This is a genomic window from Paracoccus sp. (in: a-proteobacteria) (assembly GCF_030538655.1).
GTDB lineage: Bacteria > Pseudomonadota > Alphaproteobacteria > Rhodobacterales > Rhodobacteraceae > Paracoccus.
Map to the genome: position 1 here is coordinate 16,417 of NZ_JAUNTO010000028.1, position 13,247 is coordinate 29,663.

14 protein-coding genes are annotated in these 13,247 nt (G+C 63.1%); 8 read left to right on the top strand and 6 right to left on the bottom strand.

Features of this window, described 5'->3' with window-relative positions; all coding sequences use genetic code 11:
• Window positions 1–55 precede the first annotated feature (55 nt).
• Entirely contained in the window at window positions 56–148 is a 93-nt protein-coding gene (pqqA, locus tag Q4G22_RS14285; RefSeq protein ID WP_111299049.1) for a pyrroloquinoline quinone precursor peptide PqqA, read from the bottom strand.
• A 146-nt stretch (window positions 149–294) separates the two neighbouring features.
• Here pqqA and Q4G22_RS14290 point away from each other — a divergent pair, with 146 nt between their 5' ends.
• The 6 genes from Q4G22_RS14290 to argC all read left to right on the top strand — a co-directional run bounded on the left by Q4G22_RS14290 (window position 295) and on the right by argC (window position 6,713).
• Window positions 295–1,344, top strand: coding sequence for a quinoprotein relay system zinc metallohydrolase 2 (locus Q4G22_RS14290; protein ID WP_303386562.1), 1,050 nt, complete (start codon window positions 295–297; stop codon window positions 1,342–1,344).
• A 279-nt stretch (window positions 1,345–1,623) separates the two neighbouring features.
• Window positions 1,624–2,568 carry a GAF domain-containing protein gene (locus Q4G22_RS14295; RefSeq protein ID WP_303386563.1) on the top strand — a complete coding sequence of 315 codons (945 nt, stop codon included), beginning with the start codon at window positions 1,624–1,626 and terminating at the stop codon, window positions 2,566–2,568.
• A gap of 139 nt (window positions 2,569–2,707) precedes the next feature.
• Window positions 2,708–4,234: an aldehyde dehydrogenase gene (gene adh, locus Q4G22_RS14300; RefSeq protein ID WP_303386564.1), complete on the top strand. Its 1,527-nt coding sequence runs from the start codon at window positions 2,708–2,710 to the stop codon at window positions 4,232–4,234.
• 125 nt (window positions 4,235–4,359) lie between these two features.
• Window positions 4,360–5,391 (top strand): alcohol dehydrogenase AdhP, encoded by a 1,032-nt coding sequence (gene adhP / locus Q4G22_RS14305; protein ID WP_303386565.1) that lies wholly within the window; start codon window positions 4,360–4,362, stop codon window positions 5,389–5,391.
• Window positions 5,388–5,744 carry a DUF779 domain-containing protein gene (locus Q4G22_RS14310; RefSeq protein ID WP_303386566.1) on the top strand — a complete coding sequence of 119 codons (357 nt, stop codon included), beginning with the start codon at window positions 5,388–5,390 and terminating at the stop codon, window positions 5,742–5,744. Before adhP ends, Q4G22_RS14310 begins: the two co-directional genes overlap by 4 nt.
• A 51-nt stretch (window positions 5,745–5,795) precedes the next feature.
• Window positions 5,796–6,713: an N-acetyl-gamma-glutamyl-phosphate reductase gene (gene argC, locus Q4G22_RS14315; protein WP_303386567.1), complete on the top strand. Its 918-nt coding sequence runs from the start codon at window positions 5,796–5,798 to the stop codon at window positions 6,711–6,713.
• Between the two features lie 73 nt (window positions 6,714–6,786).
• Here argC and rpsI read toward each other — a convergent pair whose 3' ends face one another.
• Together rpsI and rplM are read right to left on the bottom strand one after the other, a co-directional pair.
• Window positions 6,787–7,278 (bottom strand): 30S ribosomal protein S9, encoded by a 492-nt coding sequence (gene rpsI / locus Q4G22_RS14320; protein WP_303386568.1) that lies wholly within the window; start codon window positions 7,276–7,278, stop codon window positions 6,787–6,789.
• A gap of 1 nt (window position 7,279) precedes the next feature.
• Window positions 7,280–7,744 (bottom strand): 50S ribosomal protein L13, encoded by a 465-nt coding sequence (gene rplM / locus Q4G22_RS14325; RefSeq protein ID WP_303360787.1) that lies wholly within the window; start codon window positions 7,742–7,744, stop codon window positions 7,280–7,282.
• Window positions 7,745–8,027: 283 nt separating this feature from the next.
• On the opposite strand from rplM, the gene Q4G22_RS14330 reads away from it, so the two are divergent.
• Window positions 8,028–8,675, top strand: a complete 648-nt coding sequence (locus Q4G22_RS14330; protein WP_303386569.1) for a hypothetical protein — start codon at window positions 8,028–8,030, stop codon at window positions 8,673–8,675.
• Here Q4G22_RS14330 and Q4G22_RS14335 read toward each other — a convergent pair.
• Window positions 8,622–9,062, bottom strand: a complete 441-nt coding sequence (locus Q4G22_RS14335) for a PaaI family thioesterase (RefSeq protein WP_303386570.1) — start codon at window positions 9,060–9,062, stop codon at window positions 8,622–8,624. The two genes, Q4G22_RS14330 and Q4G22_RS14335, sit on opposite strands and share 54 nt — an antisense overlap.
• A gap of 56 nt (window positions 9,063–9,118) precedes the next feature.
• Here Q4G22_RS14335 and Q4G22_RS14340 point away from each other — a divergent pair, with 56 nt between their 5' ends.
• Window positions 9,119–9,904 carry an enoyl-CoA hydratase gene (locus Q4G22_RS14340; protein ID WP_303386571.1) on the top strand — a complete coding sequence of 262 codons (786 nt, stop codon included), beginning with the start codon at window positions 9,119–9,121 and terminating at the stop codon, window positions 9,902–9,904.
• Here Q4G22_RS14340 and Q4G22_RS14345 read toward each other — a convergent pair.
• Both Q4G22_RS14345 and Q4G22_RS14350 read right to left on the bottom strand, forming a co-directional pair.
• Window positions 9,901–10,644: a cytochrome c biogenesis CcdA family protein gene (locus tag Q4G22_RS14345; RefSeq protein ID WP_303386572.1), complete on the bottom strand. Its 744-nt coding sequence runs from the start codon at window positions 10,642–10,644 to the stop codon at window positions 9,901–9,903. The two genes, Q4G22_RS14340 and Q4G22_RS14345, sit on opposite strands and share 4 nt — an antisense overlap.
• A gap of 84 nt (window positions 10,645–10,728) precedes the next feature.
• Window positions 10,729–13,247 (bottom strand): ribonuclease E/G (locus Q4G22_RS14350; RefSeq protein WP_303386573.1); only part of this gene is annotated, 2,519 nt, incomplete at its 5' end.

Sequence of the window (13,247 nt, forward strand, 5' to 3'; positions counted from 1 at the left end):
CGCCCGATCTCTCGGACGGGGCCGTGACCGTCTGTCTGTGTGGTGGTGAAACAGGTCAGAACAGGACGGGTTCGTCCTCGGCCGGGGCATACATGTTGATTTCCATGCCGCAGGCGATTTCCGTGAGGGTGGGCTTGGTCCAGGCCATGAGTCTTTCCTCCTTCATAAGCCGCAATGCCTCCCATTGCGGGTCAATATAGCAGGGTAAACGTCATGTGACAGCCGTCAACGCGACTTAGGTCTGATGACGGGCATTTTCTTGCCGAAAGGGGCAGGCTTTGGGAATATTTGGCAATGTTTCATCTGATTCTGACCGCTTGCCTTACCCAGAATGCCGGTGCTTGCGGCCCCGTCCTGCTGCCTGCGGGCGAGGCGACAGATGCGCCATCCTGCATGGCGGCAGCCGCACGAATCAGCGCCAACTGGCTGGCGGCGCATCCGGGGCTGCGCGGTCACGGGCTGACCTGCACGGCAACCCCGCCCGCGTTGCCGGTGACGGAAATCGCACCGGGGGTATTCGTGCATCAGGGCAAGGTGGCGCAGATCAGCGCGGAAAACCGGGGCCGGATCGCCAATCTAGGTTTTATCCTGGGGGCAGACAGCGTGGCGGTGATCGACGCCGGCACCAGCCGCGCCCAAGCGCAAGAGCTTTACGCCGCGATCCGCAGCATCACAGACAAGCCCATCAGCCACCTGATCCTGACCCACGATCACCCAGATCACATGCTGGGCGCCACCCTGTTCGCCGAGGCCGGGACCGCCGTCATCGGCCACCCCCGCCTGCCCGATCAGATCGCCGCGCGCGGCCCGGTCTTTCTGGATAACCTGACCCGCATCACAGGCGAGGCCGCGATGATCGGCACGACCTTGCCAATCGTGACGCCCATCCCTGACAGCCCCTTTCTGCTGGATCTGGGTGATCGGCGGCTGGAACTGACAGCCGTGCCGCCCGCACATACCAAAGCCGATCTGATACTGCGCGACCTGCCTACCGGCACATTGTTCACGGGCGACATGATCTTTCGCGGATTGACGCCGGTGGTGGATGGATCAATCAACGGCTGGCTGGGATGGATGGACGACCCGCCGCCCGCGCCTGCGCGGATTGTGCCCGGCCACGGTAATGTTGCGGCGAACTGGCATCTGGCGGCACAGGCGCAACAGGATTTTCTGACCGCTTTGCGCGATGCCGTGCGCGACCAGATCGCGGCGGGTGCATCACTATCGGCAGCCGTCCCCGCCATTGGCGCACAATTGGCACCGATGGCAGATCAATGGACAGCCTTTGATGAAACCGTCGCCCGCGATGCCACCGCCGCTTATGCCGAACTGGAATGGGAATAGCCTGCCTTGCAATCACGTGGACAATCCGAACCCCCTGGTCCGACGGCATGGGCAGGAGCCTCCGGCGGGGATATTTATCGAACGAAAGACGAGGCGGTGTCTTTCGTTGATAAATATCCTGCGGGGTGACGAGGATCAGGAAAAGGTCCACTGGACCTTTTCCCCGAGGAACGCCGGAACGGCGGCGGGGGGCGCAAAGCCCCCCTGCGATGCGAGACGCAATAACCCCGTGTCAGATTTCAAACCCGTGCTATCGTCACGCAAAGGACGGGAGGAATCATGACCAGGCGCAATCACGCTGAAATCGTGGCCGAACAGTCGCAGTCGAAATCCGCCACTTCGGCACTGGCGGCTTCGTGGCGGCGCTCGATGGTGAAACACGGGCTGAACCCCGGCGACACCCACCGCCCCGAGCGGCTGGACCGCAACGCCCTGATACAACGGCGGCAGGCGATGGAGCGGTTTTTGCGGCTGGCCGGGCCGCAATTGGATCAGTTGTATCATCTGCTGGGGCTGCCCGGCTGCAATGTCATGCTGACCGATGCCGCCGGTGTGGTGCTGGATCTGCGGGTCTCGGATGCGGATGCAGATCAGTTTCGCGACTGGGGGCTGTGGCGCGGCACCGACTGGTCCGAGGCGGTGCAGGGCACCAATGGCATCGGCACCTGTCTGGCCGAGGGGCGCGCCGTCACCATTCATCGGGATGAACATTTCCACACGCGCAACACCGGCATGTCCTGCATCGACGCGCCGATCTGGGGGCCGGACGGGCGGCTGATCGCGGCGCTGGATGTGTCCAGCGCGCGGGCCGACCAGACCGCGCCGTTCAACCGGCTGATCGCGGCACATGTGGTGCAGACCGCCCGTGTGATCGAGGCGGGCTATTTCCGCGCCAGCTATCCCGAGGCACGAATCGTGGTGGCAGGCGAAAGCGGTGACACCGCGCTGTTGGCCGTGGACCGTGACGATCTGGCCATTGGCGCCACCCGCGCCGCCCGCCGTGCCCTGGGGCTGGAGCGCGAGGGCACCATCCGCCCTCGTCCCGCCGCGGATCTGCTGGGAAATCCCGACGACCGCACCGGGCTGGAGCGGGCCGAGCGCGCGGCCCGGACCCGCGCCCTGACCCGCGCCGATGGCAATGTCACCGCCGCGGCCCGTGCTCTGGGCGTGGGGCGAGCCACCTTGTATCGGCGGATGACACGACTGGGGCTGAAGCGGAAATAGGCCGGGATGAATCGCCGCGACTGTCTCATTCGTGATACAGTTTCTGCGGCGCGGCGTGTCTTTGCGCGTTGCTTTACGGAAATCCCGCGCCAAACTGATCCTGACCCGAAGGGGAGATCGGGAAACAGGAGGATAAGATATGCCAAACGATCAGACGCACGAATTCAAAGGCGTGGGCGTGATGCCCTTTGCCAAGCGTTACGACAACTATATCGGCGGCGATTGGGTTGCGCCCAAAGCCGGGCGCTATTTCACCAATACCACGCCCATCACCGGGGCCGAAATCGGCGAAGTGGCCCGGTCCGATGCTGACGACGTGAACGCTGCACTGGATGCCGCCCATGCCGCCAAGGATAAATGGGGCCGCACCCCGGCGCAGGAACGGTCTCTGGTTCTGTTGAAAATCGCCGAGCGGATGGAGGCGAACCTTGAGCTGTTGGCCACCGCCGAGACATGGGACAACGGCAAGCCGATCCGCGAAACCATGGCCGCCGATCTGCCGCTGGCCATCGACCATTTCCGTTACTTCGCCGGCGTGCTGCGCGCACAGGAAGGTGGCATTTCGGAAATCGACGACACCACCATCGCCTATCACTTCCACGAACCGCTGGGCGTGGTCGGGCAGATCATCCCGTGGAACTTCCCGCTGCTGATGGCCTGCTGGAAGCTGGCCCCGGCGCTGGCGGCGGGCAACGCTATCGTGCTGAAACCGGCCGAGCAGACCCCGGCCAGCATCATGGTGTTGATGAATGTCATCGGCGATCTGCTGCCGCCGGGTGTTGTGAACGTAATCAACGGGTTCGGGCTTGAGGCAGGCAAGCCGCTGGCCAGTTCCAACCGGATCAGCAAGATCGCCTTCACCGGCGAGACCTCGACAGGTCGGCTGATTATGCAATACGCATCCGAAAACCTGATTCCGGTCACGCTGGAACTGGGCGGCAAGTCGCCGAACATCTTCTTCGCCGATGTCGCGCGCGAAGATGATGATTTCTTCGACAAAGCGCTGGAAGGCTTTGCCATGTTCGCGCTGAATCAGGGCGAGGTCTGCACATGTCCGTCGCGCGTGCTGATCCAGGAAAGCATCTATGACCGCTTTATGGAACGCGCCATCAAGCGCGTGCAGGCGATCAAGCAGGGCGATCCGCGCGATGCCGCCACCATGGTCGGCGCGCAGGCATCCAGCGAGCAGAAGGAAAAGATCCTGTCCTATCTGGACATCGGCAGGCAGGAAGGGGCCGAAGTTCTGACCGGCGGCAAGGCGGCAGATCTGGGCGGCGAATTGTCCAGCGGCTTTTACATCGAACCGACGATCTTCCGCGGCAACAACAAGATGCGGATTTTCCAGGAGGAAATCTTTGGTCCCGTCGTGTCGGTCACGACCTTCAAGGACGAGGCCGAGGCGCTGTCCATCGCCAATGACACCATGTTCGGGCTTGGGTCGGGCGTGTGGTCGCGCGACATCAATACCTGCTATCGCATGGGTCGCGGGATCAAGGCGGGACGGGTCTGGACCAACTGCTATCACGCTTATCCGGCCCATGCGGCCTTTGGCGGTTACAAGCAGTCGGGAATCGGCCGCGAAAACCACAAGATGATGCTGGACCACTATCAGCAGACCAAGAACATGCTGGTCAGCTATTCGCCCAAGAAGCTGGGCTTTTTCTGAACCGTTGCTGCGGGGGTTTCACACCCCCGCACCCCCGTGGGATATTTTTAAACGAAAGACAGGGCTGGCGACGGTGCGCCCGCCCCCGCTTGCGGCAAGATCACCGCCTCACAAGGAGAGTTTTCATGGCAAAAACGATGAAGGCCGCTGTTGTGCGTGAGTTCGGCAAACCCCTGACCATCGACGAAGTGCCGGTTCCTGAACCCGGTCCCGGCATGATTCAGGTAAAGATTCAGGCCTCTGGCGTCTGTCACACCGATCTGCACGCCGCCGAGGGAGATTGGCCGGTGAAACCAAAACCACCCTTTATTCCCGGCCATGAGGGTGTCGGCTTTGTGTCCGCCGTGGGTGCGGGCGTCAAGCATGTGAAAGAGGGCGACCGCGTGGGGGTGCCGTGGCTTTACACCGCCTGCGGACATTGCCGCCATTGCCTTGGCGGATGGGAAACCCTGTGCGAAAGCCAGCAGAATACCGGCTATTCGGTGAATGGCGGCTTTGCCGATTATGTCATTGCTGATCCGAACTATGTCGGGCATCTGCCCAAGAACATCGATTTTCTGGAAATCGCGCCGGTGCTGTGCGCGGGTGTCACCGTCTATAAAGGGCTGAAGGTCACCGACACCAAGCCCGGCGATTGGGTGGTGATTTCCGGTGTGGGCGGTCTGGGGCATATGGCGGTGCAATATGCCAAGGCGATGGGAATGAACGTCGCCGCCGTCGATATTGACGATGACAAGCTGGCCTTGGCCCGCAAACTGGGCGCGACCGTCACCGTTAACGCCGCGACCGAGGCTGACCCGGCAGCGGCGATCAAACGCCAGACCGATGGCGGGGCACAAGGGGTTCTGGTCACAGCCGTTGGCCGCAAAGCGTTCGAACAGGCCATCGGCATGGTCGCGCGTGGCGGCACGGTTGCGCTGAACGGTTTGCCGCCCGGCGATTTCCCGCTGGATATTTTCGGCATGGTGCTGAACGGTGTGACCGTGCGCGGCTCTATCGTCGGCACCCGGCTGGATTTGCAGGAATCGCTGGATTTTGCCGCCGAAGGCAAGGTCAGGGCCACCATCCAGAGCGCGCGACTGGAGGACATCAACGACATCTTTGCCAGGATGCACAAAGGCCAGATCGAAGGTCGCATGGTTCTGGATATGACATGAACCAGAATAACACCGGCTGCGCCCCGAACAGGGTCGCAGCCACCCAAGCCGCGCTGGACCTGCTGGCCGAGATCGTGGCCGATCACGGTTCGGTGCTGTTTCATCAGTCAGGCGGCTGCTGCGACGGGTCGTCACCCATGTGCTATGCGCAGGGCGATTTTCGCATTGGTGCGCATGACGTGCTGTTGGGTCATATCGGGGGTGCGCCGTTCTATATCTCGGGGGCGCAACTGGCGGCTTGGGGCGATGTCGATCTGTTGATCGACGTAGTGCCGGGGCGGGGCGGCATGTTCAGTCTGGATAACGGGCGCGAGCGGCGCTTTCTGACCCGCAGCGGGGCCTGCGCGCGCTGATTGTGCCGTCAGCCGGTTGCCGTTAAAACCGGGGCAGAGACAGGGGGCATCATGACGCACAAGGTTTTCATCGACGGCGAGGCAGGCACGACCGGGTTGCAGATTCGCGACCGGCTGGCAGGGCGCGAGGATATTACCCTGATCCAGATCGACCATGACCGCCGCAAAGACCCGGATGCCCGGCGTGAAGCCTTTGCGGGTGCCGATGTTGCGATCCTCTGCCTGCCCGACGATGCCGCACGTGAAGCGGTGGTGCTGGCCGAGGGTATGGCTGTGCGGCTGATCGACGCCTCGACCGCGCATCGCGTGGCCGAGGGCTGGACATTCGGCTTTCCCGAACTGTCGGCGGACCATCGTGCAGCGGTGGCGGATGCGCGGCGTGTCAGCAACCCCGGCTGCTATTCCACCGGGGCGATTTCCATTCTGGCACCGTTGGTTGCCGCCGGGCTGATCGAACCCGACGAGGCGCTGTCGATCAACGCCATCAGCGGCTATACCGGCGGCGGAAACGCGCTGATCGCCGAATATCGCGATGGCACCGCGCCCGATCATTTCATCTATGCGCTGACCCAAGGGCATAAACATCTGCCCGAGATCATGCGCCATTCCGGGCTGAGCGCGCGGCCCGTGTTCGCGCCCTCGGTCGGGAATTTCGCGCAGGGCATGGCGGTGCAGGTGCCGCTGCATCTGCATTCGGGCCGCACGCTGGACGGGCTGCGCGACGCACTGGCGGCGCATTACGATGGCACGCGGTTTGTCCGCGTGCTGACCACCGACGAGGTGGGGGGGCGCATCGTGCCCACGGCGCTGAATGATACCAACATGCTGCACTTGTCCGTGAATGGCGATGATGCGGCGGGATGCGCCACGGTGATCGCGGTGCTGGACAATCTGGGCAAGGGCGCGTCGGGCGCTGCGGTGCAAAACCTGAACCTGATGATCGGCGCGGACGAGGCGGCGGGGCTGTAAGCCGCCCCTGCCCCGGCACACAACAAAAAGCCCCGGAGAACCGGGGCTTTTTCTGTTTTCGCAACAACGCGGATCAGCGTTTGGAGAACTGGAAGCTGCGGCGGGCCTTGGCCTTACCGTATTTTTTCCGTTCCACCACGCGGCTGTCGCGGGTCAGGAAGCCGGCAGCTTTCAGCGCGGCGCGCAGGCTGGGTTCATGCAGTTGCAGCGCCTGGCTGATGCCATGCTTGACCGCACCGGCCTGACCGGACAGACCGCCGCCCTTGACAGTAGCCTGCACGTCATACTGGCCGGTGACGCCCGCCACTTCGAACGGCTGGCGCAGGATCATTTGCAGCACCGGACGGGCGAAATATTCGCTCATGTCCTTGCCGTTGACCACGACCTTGCCGGAACCCGGCTTGACCCAGACGCGGGCGACCGCATCTTTACGCTTGCCGGTGGCATAGGACCGGCCCAGCTGGTCGCGCTGCGGCTCACGGGTCGGGGCGGGGGCGGCGGTTTCGGCAGGTGTGCCCGAGACGGCCGACTTCAGATCGTCGAGGGATTTGATATCTTCGGCCATATCACGCGCTCCGGGTGTTCTTGGCGTTCAGGGACTTGACGTCCAGCACTTCGGGCTGCTGCGCCTCGTGCGGGTGTTCCGCACCGGCATAGACGCGCAGATTGGTCATCTGCTGCTTGCCCAGCTTGTTGCGCGAGATCATCCGCTCGACCGCTTTGAACACCACGCGTTCGGGGTGCGCGCCTTCCAGAATCTGGCGGGCGGTGCGGTGTTTGATGCCGCCGGGGTGGCCGGTGTGCCAATAGTATTTCTTGTCATCCCGCTTGTTGCCGGTCATCTGCACCTTGTCGGCGTTGATGATGATGACGTTGTCACCCATGTCCATGTGCGGGGTGAAGGTCGGTTTATGCTTGCCGCGAAGACGCGAAGCCACGATCGTGGCAAGACGGCCCAGAACGACACCCTCGGCGTCGATCAGGATCCACTTCTTTTCGATCTCCGCCGGTTTAGCGGTGTAGGTTTTCATGCCGTGGTCCTTAGATTCACAAATGATCGGCCGCGTTGATTCGGCGGATCAGCGAAAGATCGTGTGCTTTTCCAGCAAAGCGCCGTGCAGGTCAAGCGTCATGAGTGACATTTTTATAATGGAAAACATTGCGTTACAATATTGGTATTAAAATACCCCAAAGTTTAGCCCTTCCTTTACGTAAACATTGCTGTTTTATGACGATTTCGGGAAATTTTTCTGTCGGCACCGCGTTATGCCTTGGGCGCGTATGACGCGGACAGATGTTAAGGGGGATCAGATGGTGACAGAGCGCAATCATATGCCTGCGGCGGCAGAATACGGGACCGTGGCACGGTTTGTGCTGCCGGGGATGATCGTCGCGGTTATTCTGGCGGCGACGGTGGTGGGGCATCGCGGTGGGCATTGGACCGTGGCCGAGCTGGTGCGCGACCCTGCCACGCATTTCAATCTTCCCATTTATGCCGGCGCGGTGTCGATCATCGGGGTGATGGGCTGGGTGTTCGCGGCGGCGGTCACCGGGCTGGCGGCGGCAGTGCGGCCCGATCTGCGATCCACGCTGCTGCCGGTGTCGCTGCTGTCACTGTGGCTGGCCATCGACGATCAGTTCCTGCTGCATGAACATGTGCTGCCCGGCTTGGGCATTCCGGAAATGGCGGTTCTGGCCTTCTATGCCATTCTGGCGCTGTGGGTGCTGCGGCGCTTTCTGCCGGGATTGCTGACATTGCGCCTGCCGACACTGGCCATCGCGATGCTGTTCTTTGCCGCGTCTCTGGTCGTGGACGAATTCCAGACCTATTCGCAGTTCGGTCTGCTACTCGAAGATTTCGCCAAGCTGGCTGGCATTATGTTCTGGGCCGGGTTCTGGACCGCACAATCAGCGGGAATGATCCGCCACAGCACGCGGGGGAATGGCATAGGTCATGGTTGAGCGCGCGACCACCGCGGCATCGCCATCGGACCGGATCAGCACATCACCCACCGCCAGTTGCCGCCCCAGTTTCAACAGGCGACATTCGGCCAGCAAATCGCGCCCGCCCGCAGGCTTGCGCATGAAATCAATGCTGGCGCCGGTGGTCACGGCAAGGGCCACTGGCCCGATCCGCGCCAAAATCGCCACATAGACCGCCACATCGGCCAGCATGAACATGGTCGGCCCGCTGACCGTGCCGCCAGGGCGCAGGTGCTGATCCTCGATCCGCAGCCGCAGGGTCGCGCCATCTGCGGTGACGGCCTCCACGCTGACGCCATCCGGGCATTGCGGAAAATCATCGCGCAGAAAGGCGTTCAGCGCCACCGCATCCATGGCCAAGCTCATTCTTCCCTCCTGCCCCTGTCGCGCCTAAGCTGACCAAAGTGGGAGAGGATGACAAGATGACCGAACTGGTATTGCGCCACGACAGGGCGCGCGTGGCACATCTGACGCTGAACAGCCCGGCCAATTTCAACGCGCTGTCGCTGGATATGATTGATGCGCTGTCGGCGGCGCTGCGCGACATCGCGCAGGACGACGGCATCCGGGTGGTGATTCTGGCGGGGGAGGGCAAGGCGTTCTGCGCCGGGCACGATCTGCGGCAGATGCAGGCGGCACGTGGCGATGACGATGCGGGGCGGGCGGCCTTTGACGCGCTGTTCACCCGCTGTGCCGGGATGATGCAGATGATCCCCGCCCTGCCCCAGCCTGTCATCGCGCAAGTCCATGGCATCGCCACGGCGGCGGGCTGCCAACTGGTCGCCGCCTGCGATCTGGCCGTGGCGGCGCAGGGCACGCGCTTTGGCGTGAACGGGGTGAATATCGGGCTGTTCTGTTCCACCCCGATGGTTGCCCTGACCCGCGCCGTGCCCCACAAAGCCGCGTTCGAGATGCTGACCACCGGCGAATTCATCGACGCCGACCGCGCCCGCGAACTGGGGCTGGTCAACCGCGTGACCCAAGCCGATGCGCTGCCCGATGCAGCGATGGAACTGGCGCAGACCATCGCGGCCAAGCTGCCTGCCGCCGTGCAGATGGGCAAGCGCGCCTTTTACGATCAGCTTGGGCAGGGGCTGGCGGGTGCCTATGGCAGCGCGGGGGCGGTGATGTGCGAAAACATGCTGCTGCCCGATACCGACGAAGGCATCACCGCCTTTCTGGAAAAACGCCCGCCAAGCTGGGCTTAACCCAGCAAGGCCAGACCGGGGAAGGTTTCCAGCAGCCAGAACGACACCGAAGCGAACGCCCCGGTCAACAGCATCACCCCGACCACAATCAACAGCACCCCCATGGCGCGTTCGATGGTGGCCAGATAGGGCTTGATCCGGTTCATCAGCCCGATGGCGCGGTTGATGAACAGCGCCGACAGCAGGAACGGAATCCCCAGCCCAAGCGCATAAACTGCCAGCAGGCCCATACCCCGGCTGGCATCAGCGGACGAGGCGGCCAGCGACAGGATCATCCCCAGAATCGGCCCGATGCAAGGTGTCCAGCCAAAGGCAAAGGCCAGCCCCAGCACATAGGCCCCCAAGGCGCCGCCATCGCCCTTGCCCGCCTGCATCCGCGCCTCTTGATCCAGAATAGGGATGCGGAACACGCGCAGGAAATGCAGGCCCAGCACGATCACCATCACGCCGGAAATCCGCGCCAACCAATCCATATAGGTCAGCACCAGCCGCCCAAAGGTCGAGGCCGCCAGCCCCATCAGCAAAAACACCGTGGACAGGCCCATGACAAAGAACAGGGCGGGCAGAACCGCGCTGCGCTCGCCCGTTTTCAGGCCGCTGACGCTGACCCCGGCCATATAGCCCAGATAGGGCGGCACGATGGGCAGCACGCAGGGCGACAGGAACGACAGCACACCGGCCAGCAGCGCCACAAAGGCGGCGGGCAAAAAGGCGGCATCGACGATTTCCATTCCCAGCATGGCGGCACCTTAGCGCGTCAGGTCAAACAAGCCAGAGCGGGGGCGGTCACGGCTGCGTCAACAGCCCGACCACCCCGGATCAGCTTACGCCCCGGCAGACCACCAGCCGCGCCGCTTGGGACGGGTGGGTTCGGCAGGCTCGGGCGCGCCGGTTGCATCGGCAGACGAGGCTTGCGGCGCGGGCACCGCGTCCGGTGCTGCGGTCTCTGCGGCAGGTTCCGCTGCGGCGTCGGTTTCGGGCGCAGCAACTGTTTCGGGCGCAGCGCTAGGCTGAACCGTGGTATCACCTTCGGGCTCAGCTTCGATTGCATCAGCCGCCTCGGATTCCGCAGTGGCTTTGCCTTCACCCGCGCCGGTGGCATCCGCCAGCGGTTCGAGGGCAGCCGGTGCCGGGTCGCGCAGGTCAACCAGTTCCGTCGCCGGGGTGCTGTCAGCGGCATCACCCGCCCCGGTCGCAGCGATCTGATCCGGCGCGGCCCCGGTGGACGCATCATCAGCCGCCGCAGCCTGATCCGCACCCGCCTCGTCGGTTTTGGCCGATTTCCGACCCCGACCCCGACGGCTGCGAGGCTTTTTCACCGGCTCGGCCTCGGCAGCGGGTTCGTCTGTGACCGGCGCTTCGCTGTCCGACGGCTCGGCCCCGTCCGTATCGGCCGCGTCATCGGCTGCGTCCAGATCTGCTACGGCCTCATCCTCGGCCCGTTCGCCATTGCCCTTGCGGCGACGGCGACGACGACGGCGTTTTTTGCCCTCGCCATTACCGTTGGTTTCATCGGCCGCCTCGGTCTCGACCGCCTCATCGGTCACATCATCGGCGATTTCATCAGCAACGGCATCATCCTCATCGTCGATCTGCGCCATGATCTGCGCATCAACCGACAGCGCCACCGAAGCAACCTCGGGCACGAACCGCGTGGCCGTCTTGAACTTTTCCAGCGCGAAATCGGGCGAGATCAGCGACGGGTCAGCTTCGACCCGCACCGACAGGCCGTAACGCGCCTCGATGCCGGCGATATGTTCACGTTTGGCGTTCATCAGGAAATTCGCCACCGCCACCGGCGCGCGCACCAGCACTTCACGAGACCGCTTGCGGGTGCCTTCTTCCTCGATTGCGCGCAGGATGGTCAGCGCCAGCGAATCATCCGAACGGATCAGCCCGGTGCCGTGGCAATGCGCGCAGGGCTGCGTGGTCGATTCCAGCATACCGGGGCGCAGACGCTGACGGCTCATCTCCATCAGGCCAAAGCCGGAAATCTTGCCGATCTGAATCCGCGCCCGGTCGTTTTTCAGCTTTTCCTTGAAGCGTTTCTCGACGGCGGCGTTGTTTTTCCGCTCGTCCATGTCGATAAAGTCGATGACGATCAGCCCGGCCAGATCGCGCAGCCGCAACTGGCGCGCAATCTCGTCCGCCGCTTCGCAGTTCGTCTTGTAGGCGGTGTCCTCGATGGACCCCTCCTTGGTCGCCCGGCCCGAGTTCACGTCGATGGCCACCAGCGCCTCGGTGATGCCGATGACGATATAACCGCCCGATTTCAGCTGCACGACCGGGTTAAACATGCCGCCCAGATAGCTTTCGACCTGATAACGGGCGAACAGCGGCATCTGATCGCCGTAATGTTTCACGTTTTTGGCGTGAGACGGCATAATCATCTTCATAAAGTCCTTGGCGGTGCGATAGCCACGCTCGCCCTCGACCAGAACTTCGTCGATTTCCTTGCTGTAAAGATCGCGGATCGACCGCTTAATCAGGTCGCCTTCCTCATAGATCGGCGCGGGGGCGACCGATTTGAAGGTCAGTTCGCGCACCTGTTCCCACAGCCGCATCAGATATTCGTAATCGCGGCGGATTTCGGTGCGGGTGCGTTGGCTGCCCGCCGTGCGGATAATCAGCCCGGCACCTTTCGGCACCTCAAGTTCGGACGCGATGTCCTTCAGTTTCTTGCGGTCGGCGGCGTTGGTGATCTTGCGGCTGATGCCGCCGCCGCGCGCGGTGTTGGGCATCAGAACGCAGTAACGGCCCGCCAGCGACAGATAAGTGGTCAGCGCCGCGCCCTTGTTACCGCGTTCTTCCTTGACCACCTGCACCAGCATGATCTGCCGGACCTTGATGACCTCTTGAATTTTGTAACGGCGCGGGCGGGGCTTTTTCGGCGCGGGGATTTCCTCGGCCACATCCTCGTCGGCGACGGATTCGATGCTGTCGTCCTTGTCGGTGGCATCCTGCGGCGCGGCATCTTCGGTGACATCGGCACCGGATTCGGCGTCATCTTCACCGTGATCGACCACCTCCATCCCCGGAATCTCGTCCGAGGTGGTCACGGCATCGGCATCCACGGCCTTGGCGCTGGCGCGGCGGGCGGATTTGCGGGCGCGGGTGTTTTCCTCGGCCTCTTGCGCCTCGGCATAGGCGCGTTCTTCGGCGATCAGCGCCTCACGGTCGGCGGCCGGGATCTGGTAATAATCGGGGTGAATTTCGGCGAAGGCCAGAAATCCATGGCGGTTTCCGCCATAATCGACAAAGGCGGCCTGCAACGAGGGTTCGACCCGCGTGACCTTTGCCAGATAGATATTGCCAGCAAGCTGCCGCTTGTTGACGGTCTCGA